We start from the raw sequence: 18,178 nt of genomic DNA, 5'->3' as shown, positions 1-18,178 counted from the left end.
GCGAGCCGGCGGACGGCGGGAGAGGGACGCTAGGCCGGCCGTCCATCCCGCGCCAGCTCCTGGTAAAGCGCTTCGAACTCGCGAGACAGTTTGTGGCGCGGGTCCAGGTACACCATGGGAAGCGCCGCATCGTGTGACTCCCGGATTTTCACGGATGAAGACAGCGGAGAGGACAACACCGGCAGGCCTTCTTGCTTGAGCTCCTCCACCAGGCGCACCGGCAAACTGGCCCGCGCCTGGAACTGGTTGACCACGATGCCTTCGATGAACAACTCGGGATTGTGGTCGGCGCGGATTTCCTCGGTGTTCACTTTCAGGTTATAGAGGGCCTGGCGGGAAAAGGCATCGCAGTCGAAGGGAATCAGGCAGCGGTCAGCGGCGATCAGCGCCGAGCGGGTGAAGAAGTTCAAGGCCGGCGGAGTGTCGATCCAGATCTCGTCGAACCGGCCGCTCAAGCTGTCCAGCGCTTCCTTGAGTTTGAACATCTTGTAGCGCGCCTCCAGCTTGCCCATCAGCTCGGCAAGGTCCGGGTGCGAAGCCAGCAGACTGAGCCCGGTCAGTGGCGTGGCGCGGACAAAGTCCGCCGGTTCCTTGCTGAACATGGAAATGCTCAGCATCTGCTCGAACAGGCCGGCCAGCGACGGCGCGTCGTCCCGGGCGGCGGAACCCATCAGATAATGGCTGGCGTTGCCCTGCGGATCCAGGTCCACCAACAGCACCCGTTTGCCCTGTTTGGCGGCGACGGCGGCCAGATTGACGGTAATGGTGGACTTGCCCACCCCCCCTTTTTGATTGAAGACCACTCGTCGAATCGCTTGCATGGGCGCTCCAGGCATGGGGCCGGTTGGGCGGCGGGGCCGCTACGCAAAAAACGCCCGCTCGCGTTTTGGCGCGCCGCGGGACGCGGCCGCGAGCGAGCGGGCTGGGCGAAACGGGCTCAGAACCCGGGTTCGCCCTTGCATACCAGCAGCATCTGTTGATAGCTGGCCGAATTCTGCACTACCGGCATAGGTTTTATCTGAGCGTCATTATAGGTGAAGCTGGCGATCTGGCGGCCGTTCTCATCGAACAGCACCATGTCCAGCAGGCGGAAAGTGCGCTGCGAACAGTCTATCTGCCAAGTATTGATCGACACCTTGTGACGCGGCGTGGACAGGAAGTTTTCCTTCTTCAGATTGAAGATGGTCTTGCGGTCGCGAAAGCTGGCCACCTGGCCCTGCTTGCGGACAGACAGCTTGTCCAGCTCGTTCAGGATGTTGCCGTTGGGGGAAACCCCCAGGTTTTGCCAATCGGCGTTGGCCGGACTGGCCCCGGACTGAGCGGGCTTGCCGACGGTCGATGGGCTGGGTGCTTTGCTGGGGGCGCTGGCGCAGCCGCCGATCACTGCGGCCGCCAGCAGGACGGGCCAAATATTACGCATTAATGCCTCCAAGAAATCGTCGGTCAGTGTCGCACAGCCGGGGGAAGGCTCCAAGCGCCGGCGCGCGGAACGGCTTGCACGGCGGTGGCTAGAGACGGGTGGCGGGCTGCCTTCGACAGTGCGGCGCCGCAAAAAATCCGCAATGCCATATAAGTATTTTTTTGCGAAAAAACGCCAAAAATAAATGGAAAAAAAGGAACTTCGCGAGTGTCCCACAGGTCCATGGTAGTGCGAGAGCATTTTTCCTCTTCGTTTCACATTGTCTCCATCCAACTTTATGGCCGCTGCACTCCAGCGGCCCTTTTTTTGCCCGTGGCTCCCGGGACGGGACGCTGCCGGCCACTTGCCGTACAATAGGCCCCTTCTCGCAAGAAGACGGCTTATGCAGGACGCGCTCTCCCTACTCAATAATATCTTCGGCTATCCCGAATTCCGCGGGCAGCAAGGGGAGATTGTCGATCACGTCGCCCAGGGCGGCCACGCGCTGGTGCTGATGCCCACCGGCGGCGGCAAGAGCCTCTGCTTTCAGATCCCCGCGTTGATGCGGCCGGGCGTCGCCATTGTGGTGTCGCCGCTGATCGCGCTGATGCAGGACCAGGTCGCCACCCTGGTGGAGCAGGGCGTGGCCGCCGCCTGTCTCAATTCCGCCACCCCGCTGGACGAGGCGCGCGACATCGCGCGCCAGGCGCGCGCCGGCTCGCTGGATCTTTTGTACGTGGCGCCGGAGCGCCTGCTGACCCCGCGTTTCCAAGAGTTCGTGTCGCAGCTGAACATCAGCCTGTTCGCCATCGACGAAGCGCATTGCGTCAGCCACTGGGGGCACGATTTCCGCCCGGAATACCAGCAATTGGGCTTTCTGGCCGAGCGCTTCCCGCAAGTGCCGCGTATCGCCCTGACCGCCACCGCCGACGAACAGACCCGCGCCGACATCATCCATTACCTGAAGCTGCAGGACGCGCGCGTCTTCCTGTCCAGTTTCGACCGGCCCAATCTGTTCTACCAAGTGGTGGAAAAGCACAACGCCAAAAAGCAGCTGCTCGACTTCATCCGCAACGAATACCCGGGCAGCGCCGGCATCGTTTACTGCCTGTCGCGCAAGCGCGTGGAAGACACCGCGCAATGGCTGTGCGACAACGGCATCCACGCCTTGCCCTACCACGCCGGCCTCAGCCATCAGCAACGCGAGGCGAACCAGCGCGAATTCCTGCGCGACGAAGGCGTGGTCATGGTCGCCACCGTCGCCTTCGGCATGGGCATAGACAAGCCGGACGTGCGCTTCGTCGCTCATATCGACATGCCCAAGAGCCCGGAAAACTTTTATCAGGAATCCGGCCGCGCCGGCCGCGACGGCCTGCCCGCCGCCAGCTGGCTGTGCTACGGGCTCAACGACGTGGTGCAACTGCGGCAAATGATAGAAGGTGGGGAAATGGCCGAGCTGCAAAAGCAGGTGGAACTGGGCAAGCTCGAAGCCATGCTGGCCTTCTGCGAAGCCGCCTCCTGCCGCCGCCAGCACATCCTGGCGCATTTCAGCGAACAGAGCCGGCCTTGCGGCCATTGCGACAACTGTCTGCATCCGCCCATCACCTTCGACGCCACCGTGGCGGTGCAAAAGCTGCTGTCCTGCATCTACCGGGTGGAGCAGCGCTTCTCCGCCGGCCACGTGATCGACGTGCTGCTGGGCCGCGCCAATCAAAGCGTCGGTCATTACGGCCATGACAAGCTGTCCACCTTCGGCATCGGCCGCGACTACAACCAACGCGTTTGGCGCTCCATCATCCGCCAACTGGTGGCGCGCAAGCTGCTGCATGTCGACGTCGCCCGCGGTCAGTCGCTGGTGTTGAGCGACGAATGCCGGGCCGTGCTCAAAGGCCAGGAAAAAGTCTATCTGCGGCCGCTGGCCGACGACAAGGCGACGCGCAGCAGCGCCAGCGCCGATCGCTGGCTGCGCACCGAGCGCGAAGAGCGGCTGTGGCAGGCGCTGCGCGGCTGGCGCCGGCAAATGGCGGACGAACACAATGTGCCGGCCTACGCGGTGTTCTCCGACCGCACCCTGCGCGACCTGGTGGAAAAGCATCCCAGCTCCCGCGCCGGTCTGGCCAAGGTGTATGGACTGGGCGAACTCAAGCTGGCGCGCTATGGCGAAGCGCTGCTTGAACTGCTGAGCGCGGCGGCGGCCGAAGCGGGTTGATCCGGCCGCCGTTTTTGTTTCCGGTCCGGCGGATCAAATCCGCTACAATCGATGCGAATAATATTGATTGATCTGGAGCGATAGATGGCAGTAAACCTCAAGCCCGTCAGCGGCGAACATCTCTTCCCCATTCCCGGCGTGGAACTGAGCGTTGCCGCCGCCGGCATCAAGAAAGCCGACCGCAACGACGTGCTGGTCATCCGTCTGGACAAGGGCAACACCGTTGCCGGCGTATTCACCCAAAACCGCTTCTGCGCCGCGCCGGTGCAAATCTGCAAAAAGCATCTGGACGCCGGCGTGCAGATCCGCGCGCTGGTCGTCAACACCGGCAACGCCAACGCCGGCACCGGCGAACAAGGGCGCAGCGACGCGCTGCAAGTCTGCCGCACGCTGGCCGACGAACTGGGCTGCCAGCCGGAACAGATCCTACCCTTTTCCACCGGCGTCATCCTGGAACCGCTGCCGGTGGACAAGATCACCGCGGCGCTGCCGCATCGGCAAGGCGCGGACTGGGCCGACGCCGCCCGCGCCATCATGACCACGGACACCGCGCCCAAGGCGGTCAGCGCCCGCCTGACGCTGGACGGTCATCCGGTCAACATCACCGGCATCTCCAAGGGCGCCGGCATGATTCATCCCAATATGGCCACCATGCTGGGCTTCATCGCCACCGACGCCGCCGTGACGCGTCCGGTGCTGCGTCAACTGGTGAAGGAAGTGGCCGATGTTTCCTTCAATTGCATCTCGGTGGACGGCGACACCTCCACCAACGACAGCTTTATTCTGATCTCCACCGGCCAAAGCGGCGCTCCGTTGATCGATTCGCCGCAGCTGGCGGCTTATCAGGCGCTGAAGGCGGAGTTGATTCAAGTCGCCACGGCGCTGGCTCAGGCCATCGTCCGCGACGGCGAGGGCGCCACCAAGTTCATCACCGTCAAAGTTGAGGGCGGCCGCTCCTTCGAAGAGTGCAAGGACGTCGCTTACGCCATCGCGCGTTCCCCGCTGGTGAAAACCGCTTTCTTCGCTTCCGACCCAAACCTGGGGCGCCTGCTGTGCGCCATCGGCTACGCCGGGGTGCAGGACCTGGACGTCGATCGCCTGGAGCTGTATCTGGACGAGGTGCTGGTCGCCGTCAACGGCGGACGCAATCCTCTATATAAAGAAGAAGACGGCCAGCGCGTGATGGCCCAGCCGGAAATCCTGGTGCGGGTAAACCTGGGGCGCGGCGCGGCGGAAGCCACGGTTTGGACCTGCGACTTCTCTTATGACTATGTGAAGATCAATGCGGACTACCGCAGCTGAGCAAGGCGTTTTAGCCGTTTGGGCCGCTCCGTTTGCCGGAATGCCGGCCTCCTGCCCAGAAAAAGCCCCGTCAATCGGGGCTTTTTCGCATCCTGGGCGTTTCCTCCGCGAGGGCTTGTCGGAGCATTGGAGAGAAATGGTTCCGGCCCGGAATGGCAGCTTCTTTACAAATCAAAAGCTTGCCGGCGCTGCTTGCGAAATCTCCGTCTTTTTTCAAAATAGGTGTTGACGGAGCGAGGGCTGTAACGTATATTTCACCTCCTCAGCAGACAACGCAGCGACGGAAACGAAACGCAGCGACGAGCTGGGCTTTATGCATTGCATCGCCGTCTGGCGGACGATCCCTTTCCCGTTTCTGCTCCTTGTCTTCCCTTCTGTCTTGATTTAGTTGCCGCTTGTCCAGCCAGGCTTGCCTGCGTTCGCTTCTCTATACAATCCTGAAAAAACAGCTTAAGCAATGGGAATGGAATGGGCCGGCGAACGACGTTGGGTGGTTTCACCATGGTTGAGCTATTGGTGACCATTGCGGTGGTGGGGATTGGCCTGGCATTGGCGGTGCCGGCGTTCAACCAATTCATCGACACCAATCGTTACCAGGCGTTGTCGCGCGCCTTGGTGGCGGACATGACCAATGCCCGCGCCGAAGCGATTCGCCGCGGCGTGCCGGTGGGCGTGTGCGCGTCGACCGATGGTAGCAGTTGTTCCAATGCGGCCAGCAATTGGTCGGTGGGCTGGCTGGTTTTCGCCGATCTCGACGGCAGCGGCGCGCCTTCCAGTAGCGAAATCCTGTCGGTGCATAACCCTGGCGGCGCCGCTGTCGCTTCGAGCACGGTGGCCGGTTTTCGTTTTGCGCCCAGCGGCGAGGCGAGGGGGGCGACGGCCAGCGGCACGCGTCTGACCACCACGCTGCAGATACTGTTTCAAAGCCAGACCACAACGGCCAGCAGCACGGTGCAGGTGGCGCCGTACGGCTTGATAAGCGGGAATTGATATGCGCGCACGGATAAGAGCGGAGGCCGGGTTCTCCTTGCTGGAGGTGCTGATCTCAGTGCTGGTGGTGGCCCTGGGCATGTTGGCCATGGCCGGCATGCAGCTGAAATCCATCCGCGATTCGCACGACGCTTATATGCGCAGCCTGGCTTCGGAACTGGCGGTGGAGGCGGCCGAGCGGGTGAGGGCGGCGACCGGCGATCAGGTTTACGCCCTGAATACCGCCAGCAATCAGATGGACTTGAATGGCGCGCTGGGGTGCTACGCCTCCGGGGTGGCGACGTCGGATTGTACCGCCAACAGTTCCGCCACGCAGACCATGGCGACGACAGACACTTCTTACTTTTCATCCACGGCCAATAGTTTGCTGGGTTCGGGCTCGGTGCAGGTTCTGCTGAAAAAGGCGGATGGCAGTTCCGCGGCTACCTTGAGCGCGTGTAGCTACAGCCTGGCAGGGGCGGGTACGGGTACGGCTTGTCAGGTTTCGGTCAGCGTCAGCTGGCAGGAAAAAGCGGCGAGCGGCACCACTCCCATGCAAACCCAGACCTTCGAGTACCGATTCCGATGAAAACCTTGGCGATGCGCAGCCGCCGTGAAGGCGGCATGACCTTGATCGAGCTGATGGTGGCGTTGACACTGGGCTTGATGGTGGTGCTGCTGGTCGGCCAGGTGTTCTATTCCAACAAGACCGTGTTTCGCAGCCAGGCGGCGCAGGCCGAGGTGCAGGAGAAAGGCCGTTTCGCCCTCCGCTGGATATCGGAGCAAGTGCGTCAGGCCGGCTATGTGGACACCACCAAGCTGGCCAATGGCTTGGCCGTCAATTTCCCCGCCAGCGGCACGACATTTACGAGCGCGGGCACGGTGTTGCTGGAGGCGAGCGGCACTTTGAACTACCGCTTTTACGGAAATAACGATAATCAGATCATAGATTGCCAGGGCAGTCCGGTGGCCAGCGCGTCGACGGCTTATAGTTTCGCAATTGCCCGCACAGCCAGCGATGTGATGACCTGCGCCTCGGCGGGCAGCACCAGCACGGTGTTGAGCGGGGTGAAGCAATTGGTGCTGACGTATGGGGTGGATAGCAGCACGACGCCGGATAATATTCCGGAGAGTTATGTCGCGGCGACGTCGGTTGCAGACTGGACCAAAGTGCATGTGGTGAGGGTTTGCATCCTGGTGGAGTCGGACACTCAGTACACCGCGCCCAGCGGCTACTCCGTGACCGACTGCAATGGCAGCGCCTATCCGGCGGCCGGGGTGTCCAATAACGGCAAGCTGGCGCGAACCTTCCGGACCTCCATCTTCTTGCGGAACAATCTGTCATGACGGCCAAGGCGCAACAGCAGGGGTTTTCATTACTGGTGGCTCTGATCTTCCTGACCGTGCTGGCGATGCTCGGTTTCGGGGCGGTGCGTTCGGCGCTGATGGAAGAAAAACTGGGCGGCAACAATCGCGAGCGGGCCATCGCCTTCATGGCGGCGGAAGTGGCGATGCGTCAGGCCGAGACTTATATCGCCACGGCCGACAATCTGCCGGCAAGCGGCACCACGGCGAGCGGCACTGTCGCCGTGTCCAATTCGGCCGCGTCCGCCACCTATACCATCAGCTATGTCAGCACCAGCGGGGGACGAGATTATTACCTGTTGCGGGCGACGGGCTACGGCGGCCGCAAGACCCTGTTGAACACAACTCAGACGCAATTGGAATCCGTCGTCTGGGTGGAGCAGTAAGGAGACGGAAGATGGCGCGCATCTTGATGCAAGGTTGCTTGAGTCTGATCTTGGCCCTGACCCAGGGAAGCCTGGCCTGGGCGTTGACCATTCCGACCCAACCCTTATTGCAAAACACTTTGCAAGTGAACCCGATCAATCTGCTGGTGATGGGCAAGAGCCATAATCTGTTTGTCGCAGCTTACAACGACTATACGGATCTGGACGGTGTCGGGATGCCGGATATCGGCTACAAGCCCAAGTCCATCGACTATTACGGCTATTTCGACTCCTTCAAGTGTTACACCTATAGCTCGTCCAGCAGCGCTTTCATTCCCTATGCGACGACCAGCGACAAAACCTGCGACGGCTCGCACTGGAGCGGGGACTTCCTCAACTACGTCACCATGTCGCGCATCGACGTGCTGCGCAAATCGCTGTATGGCGGCAAGCGGGCCAGCGCTTCGCCCGCGACGCTGATCCGCTCCAACATCCCGCTGGACGCCCATGTCTGGGGCAAGTCTTTCGGCAGCGTCATTTCCACCAGCCCCACGGTGTCCTTGGCCTCCTACGTCGATACCACGCTAGGCGTGTCCAAGTATGAAAACGGCGCCGGCACTTCCACAAGCACCATCGCCAGCATGCTGTCGGCGGGCCGCAACATCGTCATGGTGAACATGGATAGCGGCAGCTATCCGGGTACGCCGGTGCTGCGGATCGCGGCGATGGATCCCACCAAGAACGTGATGACGGACTGGGTCAGCACCGAGAGCAACGGCAAGCTGTCTCAGAACTTCACCGCCTTGACCATGCAAGTGCGGGTGTGCGTGGGGGGCTTGCTGGAGAGCAACTGCAATCAGTATGGCAGCAATTACCTGCCCACCGGTCTGCTGCATAAATACGGCATCAGCAGCAATATGGAGTTTGGCTTGTTGACCGGCTCGTATGACTCGCCGCAGTTGGGCGGGGTGCTGCGCGACGCCATCGGCAAATTCGGCGACGAATTGAACAGCGACGGTACTTTTAAGGCTGGGGGTACGGTCGATACGATCGACCGCCTCAGGATCAATAAGCCCAGCTCCAGCTACGACACTTCCACCAGCGGCAGCGGCAACTGGGGCAACCCGGTGGCCACCATGTATTACGAGGGCCTGCGTTATCTGGCGGGCAAGAGCGGGCCCAAATTCATCACCGGCACCACCTCGATCGATACCAGTACTTTGGGCCTGCCCAAGATCACCAGCTGGACCAACCCCTATAACGGCAGGGCCTGGTGCACCAAGCCCTTTGTCACCGTGATCAGCGAGGCTTTGACCTCTTACGACAGTCAGATGCCGGGCTCGCCCTGGGGCTTCTCCTACAGCAACGATTTGAGCGGGATGAACGTCAGCCAGCTGGGCAACACCTTGTGGGGCTACCAGTTTGGCAGCGGTAGTAAGAACGTGATGATAGGCGAGGTGTCCGGCGGCACCGCCGACGGTTTGCCGACCAGCAAACCCGCCTCCAACTTCGATGTCCGCGGCTTGTCGCCGGAGGAGCCGACGCGGCAGGGCAGCTTTTACGCGGCGATGGCCGCTTATTATGCGCGTACCAACATCCTGGTGACGCCGACCAGTCCGCCCAGCGGCGCCACCTTGGCGCCGGTGCGCACTTTCGCGGTGGGGCTCTCTTCGCCCCTGCCCAAGATCACCGTGCCCTTGACCGGCGGTTCGGTGACGCTGGTGCCTTTCGGCAAGGTGGTGATTGGCGCAAGCAATACCTTGACCATTACCAACTTCTTCCTGACCAGCGCGGCCAGCGACGGCAGTTCCTATTCCTTTCAGGTGAACTTCGACGATAGCGAGTTCGGCAGCGACTACGACCTGGATGCTATCGCGACTTATCAGATCAGCAAGGTGGGCAGCAATCAGGTGCAGGTGACGGTCAACTCCACCTATGCGGCCAGCGGCTACGCAAACCATCTGGGTTTCATCATCTCCGGCGTGCAACCCTTGGCCGGGGCCTCCACCGAGAACAAGGCCGGCGCCTACCTGGTGGTGCGCGAGAACGAGTCAAGCAGCGCTACTCAGTGCATAGGCACCAGCAGCGGGCAGTCAGGCTATAACCCGCTGAATTACGGCCTCAGCAGCGGCTCTTGCCGTGTGCTGCCCTTGACCTTTACCGCCACCTTCACGCTGGATCCGACCAAGGGCTCGACTACGCTGTTCGAGAGCCCGTTGTGGTATATGGCCAAGTACGGCGGTTTCACCGACAACAAGACCAATCCCAGCAGCCCCAACTCCTTTGACCCGAACAATGTCTGGCAATGGGACGCGGACGGCGACGGCAACCCCGACAATTACTCGCTGGTCAGCAACCCGTCCAAACTGAACGCCCAGCTGGATCAGGCCTTCCAGAACATCAGCAATCAGAACGGGTCAGGTTCGGCCGGGGTGGGCAGCAAGTCCACGATCAGCGGCGATACTTATTACTACGAAGCCTCGGTCAACAGCGCGGACTGGTCCGGGGACTTGAGCGCCCGCAAGATTCTGGTCAGCGGCACCAGCTTGTCCCTGAGCAATCCCTTGTGGAACGCCAAGCTGAAGGTGAACAGCGACACCGGCCGCCAGATCATCACTTCCAGCGGCGGCATCGGCGGCGGGCAAGCCTTCCAGTGGTCCAGCCTGAACACCGTGCAGCAGCAGGCTCTGCGGGCTTCCTCGTCCGAGCTCAGCTCAGTGACGCAAAGCCGGCTGACTTATCTGCGCGGCAGCCCGGCGAACGAGGGCTACGGCAGCACGCAGTTCCGGCCGCGGCCTGCCACCAAGCTGGGAGACATCGTCAACTCCTCGCCGGCTTACATCCCGGCACCGGCGAACGGCTCCAGCGATCCGAACTACAGCAGCACCAGCTACCAGTCCTTCGTGACGAGCAAGGGCAGCCGTTCCTCCATGGTGTACGTGGGCGCCAACGACGGCATGCTGCATGGCTTTCAGGCTACCACCGGCGCAGAACTGCTGGCCTACATCCCCTCGCCGGTGTTCGGCAACCTGAACCTGCTGGCCAGCAACTCCTATACCCATAACTTCTATGTCGACTCGACCCCGGTTGCCGTCGACGCCCAGATTGGCAGCACCTGGGGCAGCTATCTGGCCGGCGGCCTGGGCGCGGGCGGTAAGGGCTTGTATCTGCTGGATATCACCAATCCGGACGCCTTCAGCGAAAGCAGCGCCGCCTCCATCGCCAAATGGGAGTTCAACGCCACCAACGATCTGGACATGGGCTATGTGTTCGGCGCGCCGCAGATCATCAAACTCAATGACAACAAGTGGTATGTGGTCAGCCACAATGGCTACAACAGCACCAACGGTGACGCCGCCCTGCTGATTCTGTCGCTGGATTCCAGCGTCAGCTGGGTCCTGAACAGCAATTACTACAAGCTGTCCACCTTGTCCGGCACCGCGGTGTCGCCCAACGGCCTGTCCACCATCGAGCCGGTGGATCTGGACGGCAACGGCACGATAGACGTGGTCTACGCCGGGGATCTGAAGGGCAATATGTGGAAGTTCGACCTCAGCTCCGGCACGCCGTCCAATTGGAAAGTGGCCTTGAACCGCGTGCCCTTGTTCAGCGCCAAAGACAGCAGCGGCGTGGCCCAGCCCATCGTGCTGGCGCCGGTGACCGCGCCCATGCCAGTCAGCAACGGCGTCACCTCGGCGAGCAATAGCAACCGGATTGTGATGTTCGGCACCGGCAAATACATAGAAAGCTGCGACAAGACCAGTAGCTGCACGCCGGAATCCAACAGCCACAGCGTGTACGGCATTTGGGACTGGGGCGCGCCGGTTTGCGATCGCCGCCTGTTGTTGCAACAAACCCTATCCACCAATGTAATCAGCGGCACCACTTACCGGCAGGCCACCAATACCTCGATCAGCTGGAAAGACTACACGCTGGCCAGCGCGACGGCGAACCAGAGCTGCTCGACGCAGTACGGCTCGATCAGTTCCACCGCCGGCAAGTTGGGCTGGTACGAGGATTTGAACATCAGCGGCGAGCGGGTGGTGGGGATGCTGAACTATTATTCGAAGACGCTGGAATATCAGACCTATATCCCTTCTTCGGATACCAGCGATATTTGCACGCCCAAGGACGCCGCCTATATTCTGCGGGTGCAGTACGATAACGGCGGCGCCGGGATCAAGCCCAAGCTGGCGGACACCGTGGCGCAGACGACGGACTCCTCCGGCAACTACAAGCCCATCATCGGCAAGCAGATGGGCGGCTCGTTGGGCACCACCGATTTTGTCCTGAGCGGCAAGGTCTACTCGCTGTCCAGCAGCACCACGGGCAGCACCTCGATCACGGGCTGGAACTTGGGGCGCAGCTGGAAGCGCGTCACCTGGCGCGAACTGACCAATAACTGAGGATGGGGAATGGGATATCGCAGCAAAGCGGCGCGGCGGACACATCGCGGCTTCACCTTGATAGAGCTGATTGTCGTAGTGGCCATTATCGGTATTTTGGTCAGCATCGCCTTGCCGTCGTACACCAACTACGTGCAACGCACCTATCGGGCCGAAGTGCAGACCGAGCTGCAAGCCATCGCCCAGGCGCAGGAAAAATACTTCACGCTGAATAATGCTTATGCCTCCTCGCTGACCGCGCTGAGCTACGCCTCCTCCAGCATTAGCAGCCAGGACAACCGCTACACCATCACCATGGGCGATCTGAGCGCCTCCGCCACATTGGCCAACGGCCAGGGCTATACCTTGCAGGCGGCCCCGGCCGGCGGGCAAGTGGGAGAGAGCTGCGGCACGCTGAGCCTCAATAGCCTGGGCAGCAAGAGCGCTGCCAGCGGCACCGTCAGCAATTGCTGGCGCTGAGGGCGAAACGAGACAGCCGCGGACCGGAGTCCGCGGCTTGGCTAGCGGCAGCGGTGGGGGGCTGTGGTATCCTTCGCAACTTGATGTCCATGGGGGCGTGGCCGCCCATGGACGATTGCCGAGTTTGAAGGAAGCCGATGTCCTACCCGACACCTTTGTTCGAAAATAAAGTCTGCACTCAGGAACAGCTGGCGGACAAGCTGGCGGCCTTGCCGCGCCCCATCGTCTTCACCAATGGCTGCTTCGATATCCTGCACCGCGGGCATGTGACCTATCTCGCGCAGGCGCGCGCCTTGGGCGCCAGCCTGGTGCTGGGTTTGAACACCGACGCCTCGGTGCGCCGTCTGGGCAAGGGCGACGACCGGCCCATCAATCATCAGGACAACCGCGCGGCGGTATTGGCCGCCTTGGAAAGCGTCAGCCTGGTGATCTGTTTCGACGAAGACACCCCGGCGCAGCTGATAGAGCAGGTGCGTCCCGATGTGCTGGTCAAGGGCGGCGACTGGACGCCGGACAAGATCGTCGGCAGCGCCGAGACGCTGGCGCGCGGCGGCCAGGTGCACTCCATTCCCTTCCTGTTCGACACCTCCACCACCTCCACCTTGAATAAAATTCGGGCCAGCGAGGCCGGCCGGTGAGCGAACACGCTTTCGCGGTGCTGCGCCGTCTCGCCGACGGCCGTTTCCATTCCGGCGAAGACATCGCCGGCGAACTGGGCTGTTCCCGCACCCTGGTCTGGCAGGCGGTGCACGCCATCCAGCAAGACCTGGGCGTCACCGTATTCAGCGTGCGCGGGCAGGGCTATCGCTTGGAAGCGCCGTTTGAATGGCTGGACGTGTCGGCCATTCGCGACGGACTGAGCGAGGCGGCGGCGGATACCTTCACGCTGGCGGTGGCGGAGCGCACCGACTCCACCAATTCCCAGCTGCTGGCGCGCGCTGCCAGCGGCGGCCTGCACGGCCTGGTGTTGGCGACGGAGCTGCAAACCGCCGGCCGCGGGCGCTTGGGGCGGCGCTGGCAGGCGCGGCTGGGCTCGGGTCTGACGTTCTCCCTGCTGTGGCGCTTCGACCGCGGCCTGTCCCAATTGGCCGGCCTGTCCCTGGCGGTAGGGGTGGCCTTGGCGCGGACGCTGCGGCGGCTGGGCGCGCCGGTGGCCTTGAAGTGGCCGAACGATGTGTTGTTGAACGAGCGCAAGTTGGCCGGCATCCTGATAGAACTGTCCGGCGACGCGCTGGGCCCGACCGCGGTGGTGATCGGCATCGGCATGAATGTGGGCGAACCGGGCGAAGTGGATCAGCCGGTGGCCTGTTTGGCCGAGGCGGGCGTCAAGCTGGCGCGCAGCACGTTGCTGGCGGAGTTGCTGAACGAACTGCACCGGGTGCTGAGCGATTTCGACCGTCATGGCTTCGTGCCCTTGCGGCAGGAGTGGATGAGCTTGTCCGCGCATCAGGACGCGCCGGTCTGCCTGAGTTTTTCCCATGGCGAGCCGGTGCAGGGCGTGGCGCGCGGCGTGGCCGAGAGCGGCGCGCTGCTGGTGGACACCGCCGACGGCGTGAAGACGTATCACGCCGGCGAGGTCAGTTTGAGGAAACTGGCATGAAGTTGTTGATCGACGCCGGTAATAGCCGGGTCAAATGGGCGGTGCATGATGGCCGTGACTGGCTGGTGCAGGGCGCGGTGGAGCACGGCGACATCGCCAGCCTGGCTGAAGTCTGGCGACAATGGCCGATCACGGCCGCCTGGGGCGCGTCGGTGGCGCGGGCGGAGGCGGCGCAAGCCTTGGAGGCGGCAACGCCCTGTCCCTTGCGATGGGTGCGGGCGGAAGCCGGTTTCGGCGATGTGCGCAACGCCTACCGCAACCCGGCCGAGCAGGGGGCCGACCGCTGGCTGGCGGTGCTGGCCGCGCGGCAACTGCACCGGGACGATGTGATCGTGGCCTGCGCCGGCACCGCGCTGACCGTGGAGGCCTTGACGGCCGAGGGTGATTATCTGGGCGGGCTGATCGTGCCCGGGCTGAAGCTGATGTTGAGCAGCCTGGCGCGCAACACCGCCAATCTGGACCGTTCCGCCGGCGTGGTGGCGCCGTTCCCGCAAGGCACGGAAGACGCCTTGGCCAGCGGCGCGGTGTACGCGCTGACCGGCGCGGTGGAAACGCAGCGTCGGCAATTGCAGGCGCATACCGGACGCGCTCCGGTGCGGGTGCTGTTGACCGGCGGCGACGCGGCGCGCTTGGCGCCTTGGCTCGCCGGGCCGGTCGAGATCGTGGATAATCTGGTGTTATTGGGCTTATTAAGAGTGGCCGACGAAAAATGAAGTGGTTTCTAGCCTTGGTCGTGGTGCTGAATTTGCTGGTGGCGATGTATGGCTCGTTCAAACAGCGTCCGCCGGCAGACGTGCGGGCGCAGGAAGTGAGCCCGGAACTGGTCAAGCTGCTGCCGGCCAATTGGAAGCCGAACGCCTCCGCGCCGGCCGCGTCCGCCCCGGCGGCGGAGCCGCTGCGCGAATCTTCCGCGCCCAAAGCGGACAAGCCGGCCGCGGCCAAGCTTAAGGCCCAAGAAGCGTCCGCGCCGAAAACAGCGGCCGCCAAGGCGGAGGTCGCCAAAACGGAGACCGCCAAGCCGGAGCCCAAGGCCGAAACGGCTAAGCCGGCGGAAGCCGCCGCGGCCTGCCTGCAATGGGGGCCGCTGGACGACAAGCTGCTGGCCAGGGTCAAGGGCGGCGTGCCGCAGCTCAAGCTCAAGGCCGGCCAGCTGAGCGAGGTCAGCAAGGAAGAAACCGCTGGAGGCGGGCGCTTCTGGGTCTACTACCCGCCGCTGGCCACCCAGGCGGAGACGTCGACGCTGTCGTCGGAACTGAAGGGCAAGGGCTTTGACAACTACATCGTCAAGAACGACGACTTCAAAGGCCATCTGTCGCTGGGCCTGTTCGGCAAGGAAGACGCGGCCAAGGGTCTGGCCGCGCGGCTGAAGGCGGCCGGCTACGACAAGGCGCTGGTGCAGCAGAAGGGGCAGAAGGCGAGCAAGACCACGCTCAGCTTCAAGACGCTGGACGCGCAGCAGGCCGACAAGCTCAAGGGGCTGCAAAAGCGGCTGACGCCGGGGATCGGCCTGAAATCCTGCGGATGAGACGGATAGTCTTGATCTGACCGCTTGCCAGCGCCGGCGCGGCGATGCACTATCAAGCATCGCCCCAAGCGGGCGCAGGCGCAGGTCTTCATTTCTCCGATGACGGCGGCCTCTGGCCGCCGTTGTTCATTCTGTCAGCAGGATATGTCCAGACGAAGCAACATCACCCGGCTGTTGGACCGGGGCCGTTTCAATGACCGCACCTTGCGGCATTTGGGGTGGTCCATGGCCTTCATCGCCGGCGCGCTCAACGCCGGCGGCTTTCTCGCCGTGCACCGCTACACCTCGCACATGTCCGGCATCGTGTCCGGCATGGCCGACGAGTTCGCGCTGGGCGAGGTGACGCTGGGCCTGTCCTTGCTGGTGATGCTGCTGTGCTTCATCGCCGGCGCCATGCACAGTTCCTGGCTGATTCTGTGGGCGCGCCGGCAGCGTCTGCGCGGTGGTTACGGCGTGTCCATGATGGAAGAGGCCGGCCTGCTGCTGCTGTTTGGCCTGCTGGGGGCCGCGCTGTCCTTGCACAAGGGTTTTTTCACCCCGCTGACCGTGATGCTGCTCTGCTTCATCATGGGCATGCACAACACCATCGTCACCAAGCTGTCCGGCGGCCTGTTGCGCAGCACCCACATGACCGGCATCGCCACCGACATCGGCATCGAGCTGGCCAAGCTCAGCTACTACGGCCGGGAAAGCATGCCCAAGGTCAAGGACGTGCGCGCCAACCGCGTCAAGCTGCGCACCTATCTGCTGATCCTGCTGTCGTTTTTCGGCGGGGGCGTGGTGGGCGCGCTGGGCTTCAAGCATATGGGATACAGCTTCACCCTGCCGCTGGCGCTGCTCTTGTTCCTGCTGGGGCTGCGCCCGGTCTGGTACGATGTGAGACTACGTTTCCGGCTGTGGCGCATCCAGCTGGAAAGCCATTGATTCGATTGGCTCTTGTGCGTCCGCGCGCATCGCGGCAAACTTCGGGGTTCCGCCCCAAGGGGGGCGGCAGCCTCAAGCCGTCGGCTGTGCAAGATGGACGGTAATCGTCGGGACGCCTGAGCCCGGCGTACTCTCTCGCGGAGAGTATTCATGAGCGAAACCATTTATGGCGACGGCGCGATCCGCCGTCAGGGCCTGTACGGCTCTTCCATTGAAAACACCTATGCCGGCGTGCTGTCCTTCATGCGCCGCAACTATAGCCGAGATCTGACCGGCGCCGACGTGGTGGTGTCCGGCATTCCGCTGGACCTGTCCACCACCTTCCGCTCCGGCGCGCGGCTGGGTCCGCAGGCGATCCGCGCTGCCAGCGTGCAGCTGGCCGAGTTGAGCCCCTTCCCCTGGGGCTTCAACCCCTTCGACGATCTGGCCGTGATCGACTACGGCGATTGCTGGTTCGACGCGCATAATCCGCTGACCATTAAGCCCTCCATCATCGAGCACGCGCGCACCATCCTGGCCTCCGGCGCCAAGATGCTGACCTTCGGCGGCGACCATTTCATCACCTACCCGCTGCTGATCGCGCACGCGGAGAAATACGGCAAGCCGCTGGCGCTGCTGCATTTCGACGCGCACTGCGACACCTGGCCGGACGACGAGCCGGACAGCCTGAACCACGGCACCATGTTCTACAAGGCGGTGAAGGATGGCCTGATCGATCCGAAGAAGTCGGTGCAAGTGGGCATCCGCACCTGGAACGACGACTTCATGGGCATGAATGTGCTGAACGCGCCCTGGGTGCACGACAACGGCGTGGACGCCACCATCGCGCGCATCAAGGAAGTGATCGGCGACAGCCCGGTCTACCTGACCTTCGACATCGACTGTCTGGACCCGGCCTTCGCGCCGGGCACCGGCACTCCGGTGCCGGGCGGCCTCAGCAGCGCTCAGGCTTTGAAGATCGTCCGCAATCTGGGCGATCTGAACATCGTCGGCATGGACGTGGTGGAAGTGGCGCCCGCGTACGACAATAGCGAGGTGACCGCCCTCGCCGCCGCGCATCTGGCCTGTGACATGCTGTGCCTGATGCGCAATAAGAAGCTGGCCGGCACGCTTTGAACCGTTGACGCATGCAAGAACGCCGCTCTCATCAAGCGGCGTTTTTATTTGCGCGGAACCAGGACCAGGCTCGCGCCGGCTGTGCCGCCGGCCCGCGCCGCAGCTCCATATAGCGTTCGCCGTCGCGCAGTTCGGCAAAGCCCAGCCGGCGGTAGAACGGGCGCGCGTCGCGGGACACCAGCAGAAAGCGCCGCAGCTGCTGCAGCTCGGGGTGGGCCAGCGCCGCCTCCATCAAGGCGCGGCCGACGCCGAGGCGACGGACCTCGGCCAGCACGAACACATCGGACAAATAGGCGAAGCTGGCGTAGTCGGTGACGATGCGGGCAAAGCCCAGTTGCCGTTGTCCGCGGTAGGCGCCGAACACCAGCGAGTGCGCTATGGCCTTGTCCAGCTGCTCCGGCGTCAGGCCTTGCGCCCAGTGGGTTTGAGACAGGAAGCGCTGAATCATGTCGCGGTCCAGCCGGCCGCGCTCGCAGCTGATCTCCAGATGGGCCATGGCGGCTCCGTGCGATGACGACGCCGCCAGTATCCGCGCTCGG

General features: G+C 63.0%; 17 protein-coding genes. 14 read left to right on the top strand and 3 right to left on the bottom strand.

Annotated elements, in window-relative coordinates:
* Positions 1-29 precede the first annotated feature (29 nt).
* Positions 30-812, bottom strand: a complete 783-nt coding sequence (locus DB032_RS20920; RefSeq protein ID WP_370445222.1) for a ParA family protein — start codon at positions 810-812, stop codon at positions 30-32.
* A gap of 125 nt (positions 813-937) precedes the next feature.
* The gene (locus DB032_RS20915) at positions 938-1,420 is read right to left on the bottom strand and encodes a surface-adhesin E family protein (protein WP_107801156.1); all 483 of its coding nucleotides are present in this window, start codon (positions 1,418-1,420) and stop codon (positions 938-940) included.
* A gap of 382 nt (positions 1,421-1,802) precedes the next feature.
* Between DB032_RS20915 and recQ the strand changes: the two genes are divergently transcribed.
* The 14 genes from recQ to speB all read left to right on the top strand — a co-directional run bounded on the left by recQ (position 1,803) and on the right by speB (position 17,639).
* Positions 1,803-3,608, top strand: coding sequence for a DNA helicase RecQ (recQ, locus tag DB032_RS20910; protein ID WP_107801155.1), 1,806 nt, complete (start codon positions 1,803-1,805; stop codon positions 3,606-3,608).
* An 84-nt stretch (positions 3,609-3,692) separates the two neighbouring features.
* Positions 3,693-4,910, top strand: a complete 1,218-nt coding sequence (gene argJ / locus DB032_RS20905; protein WP_107801154.1) for a bifunctional glutamate N-acetyltransferase/amino-acid acetyltransferase ArgJ — start codon at positions 3,693-3,695, stop codon at positions 4,908-4,910.
* 468 nt (positions 4,911-5,378) lie between these two features.
* On the top strand, positions 5,379-5,900 hold the full coding sequence (locus DB032_RS20900; RefSeq protein ID WP_107801153.1) for a GspH/FimT family pseudopilin: 522 nt from the start codon (positions 5,379-5,381) through the stop codon (positions 5,898-5,900).
* A gap of 1 nt (position 5,901) precedes the next feature.
* A complete protein-coding gene (pilV, locus tag DB032_RS20895; RefSeq protein ID WP_107801152.1) occupies positions 5,902-6,468 on the top strand; it encodes a type IV pilus modification protein PilV in 567 nt (188 codons plus the stop codon).
* On the top strand, positions 6,465-7,226 hold the full coding sequence (locus DB032_RS20890; RefSeq protein ID WP_107801151.1) for a PilW family protein: 762 nt from the start codon (positions 6,465-6,467) through the stop codon (positions 7,224-7,226). The genes pilV and DB032_RS20890 overlap by 4 nt, the downstream gene beginning before the upstream one ends.
* Positions 7,223-7,630 (top strand): PilX N-terminal domain-containing pilus assembly protein, encoded by a 408-nt coding sequence (locus DB032_RS20885; RefSeq protein ID WP_107801150.1) that lies wholly within the window; start codon positions 7,223-7,225, stop codon positions 7,628-7,630. Before DB032_RS20890 ends, DB032_RS20885 begins: the two co-directional genes overlap by 4 nt.
* Before the next feature lie 11 nt (positions 7,631-7,641).
* Positions 7,642-12,015 (top strand): pilus assembly protein, encoded by a 4,374-nt coding sequence (locus tag DB032_RS20880; protein WP_107801149.1) that lies wholly within the window; start codon positions 7,642-7,644, stop codon positions 12,013-12,015.
* A 9-nt stretch (positions 12,016-12,024) separates the two neighbouring features.
* A complete protein-coding gene (locus tag DB032_RS20875; protein ID WP_107801148.1) occupies positions 12,025-12,474 on the top strand; it encodes a type IV pilin protein in 450 nt (149 codons plus the stop codon).
* Positions 12,475-12,611: 137 nt separating this feature from the next.
* Positions 12,612-13,112, top strand: a complete 501-nt coding sequence (rfaE2, locus tag DB032_RS20870) for a D-glycero-beta-D-manno-heptose 1-phosphate adenylyltransferase (RefSeq protein WP_107801147.1) — start codon at positions 12,612-12,614, stop codon at positions 13,110-13,112.
* On the top strand, positions 13,109-14,074 hold the full coding sequence (locus DB032_RS20865) for a biotin--[acetyl-CoA-carboxylase] ligase (RefSeq protein ID WP_107801146.1): 966 nt from the start codon (positions 13,109-13,111) through the stop codon (positions 14,072-14,074). The genes rfaE2 and DB032_RS20865 overlap by 4 nt, the downstream gene beginning before the upstream one ends.
* A complete protein-coding gene (locus tag DB032_RS20860; RefSeq protein ID WP_107801145.1) occupies positions 14,071-14,787 on the top strand; it encodes a type III pantothenate kinase in 717 nt (238 codons plus the stop codon). The genes DB032_RS20865 and DB032_RS20860 overlap by 4 nt, the downstream gene beginning before the upstream one ends.
* Positions 14,784-15,599 (top strand): SPOR domain-containing protein, encoded by an 816-nt coding sequence (locus tag DB032_RS20855; protein ID WP_107801144.1) that lies wholly within the window; start codon positions 14,784-14,786, stop codon positions 15,597-15,599. The genes DB032_RS20860 and DB032_RS20855 overlap by 4 nt, the downstream gene beginning before the upstream one ends.
* A gap of 144 nt (positions 15,600-15,743) precedes the next feature.
* The gene (locus DB032_RS20850) at positions 15,744-16,523 is read left to right on the top strand and encodes a YoaK family protein (protein WP_107801143.1); all 780 of its coding nucleotides are present in this window, start codon (positions 15,744-15,746) and stop codon (positions 16,521-16,523) included.
* Positions 16,524-16,673: 150 nt separating this feature from the next.
* Positions 16,674-17,639 carry an agmatinase gene (gene speB / locus DB032_RS20845; RefSeq protein WP_107801142.1) on the top strand — a complete coding sequence of 322 codons (966 nt, stop codon included), beginning with the start codon at positions 16,674-16,676 and terminating at the stop codon, positions 17,637-17,639.
* Between the two features lie 31 nt (positions 17,640-17,670).
* Here speB and DB032_RS20840 read toward each other — a convergent pair whose 3' ends face one another.
* Positions 17,671-18,135, bottom strand: coding sequence for a GNAT family N-acetyltransferase (locus tag DB032_RS20840; protein ID WP_107801141.1), 465 nt, complete (start codon positions 18,133-18,135; stop codon positions 17,671-17,673).
* Positions 18,136-18,178 lie beyond the last annotated feature (43 nt).

Source organism: Chromobacterium sp. Panama, from assembly GCF_003052555.1.
Classification (GTDB): Bacteria; Pseudomonadota; Gammaproteobacteria; order Burkholderiales; family Chromobacteriaceae; genus Chromobacterium.
This window is presented reverse-complemented; position numbering and strand designations above follow the sequence as displayed.

Bases quoted from the DNA above. Each gene is read 5' to 3' on its own strand.
- DB032_RS20915 (WP_107801156.1), bottom strand. From the start codon at position 1,420: ATGCGTAATATTTGGCCCGTCCTGCTGGCGGCCGCAGTGATCGGCGGC.
- recQ (WP_107801155.1), top strand. From the start codon at position 1,803: ATGCAGGACGCGCTCTCCCTACTCAATAATATCTTCGGCTATCCCGAA.
- argJ (WP_107801154.1), top strand. From the start codon at position 3,693: ATGGCAGTAAACCTCAAGCCCGTCAGCGGCGAACATCTCTTCCCCATT.
- DB032_RS20900 (WP_107801153.1), top strand. From the start codon at position 5,379: ATGGGCCGGCGAACGACGTTGGGTGGTTTCACCATGGTTGAGCTATTG.
- pilV (WP_107801152.1), top strand. From the start codon at position 5,902: ATGCGCGCACGGATAAGAGCGGAGGCCGGGTTCTCCTTGCTGGAGGTG.
- DB032_RS20890 (WP_107801151.1), top strand. From the start codon at position 6,465: ATGAAAACCTTGGCGATGCGCAGCCGCCGTGAAGGCGGCATGACCTTG.
- DB032_RS20885 (WP_107801150.1), top strand. From the start codon at position 7,223: ATGACGGCCAAGGCGCAACAGCAGGGGTTTTCATTACTGGTGGCTCTG.
- DB032_RS20880 (WP_107801149.1), top strand. From the start codon at position 7,642: ATGGCGCGCATCTTGATGCAAGGTTGCTTGAGTCTGATCTTGGCCCTG.
- DB032_RS20875 (WP_107801148.1), top strand. From the start codon at position 12,025: ATGGGATATCGCAGCAAAGCGGCGCGGCGGACACATCGCGGCTTCACC.
- rfaE2 (WP_107801147.1), top strand. From the start codon at position 12,612: ATGTCCTACCCGACACCTTTGTTCGAAAATAAAGTCTGCACTCAGGAA.
- DB032_RS20860 (WP_107801145.1), top strand. From the start codon at position 14,071: ATGAAGTTGTTGATCGACGCCGGTAATAGCCGGGTCAAATGGGCGGTG.
- DB032_RS20855 (WP_107801144.1), top strand. From the start codon at position 14,784: ATGAAGTGGTTTCTAGCCTTGGTCGTGGTGCTGAATTTGCTGGTGGCG.
- DB032_RS20850 (WP_107801143.1), top strand. From the start codon at position 15,744: ATGTCCAGACGAAGCAACATCACCCGGCTGTTGGACCGGGGCCGTTTC.
- speB (WP_107801142.1), top strand. From the start codon at position 16,674: ATGAGCGAAACCATTTATGGCGACGGCGCGATCCGCCGTCAGGGCCTG.
- DB032_RS20840 (WP_107801141.1), bottom strand. From the start codon at position 18,135: ATGGCCCATCTGGAGATCAGCTGCGAGCGCGGCCGGCTGGACCGCGAC.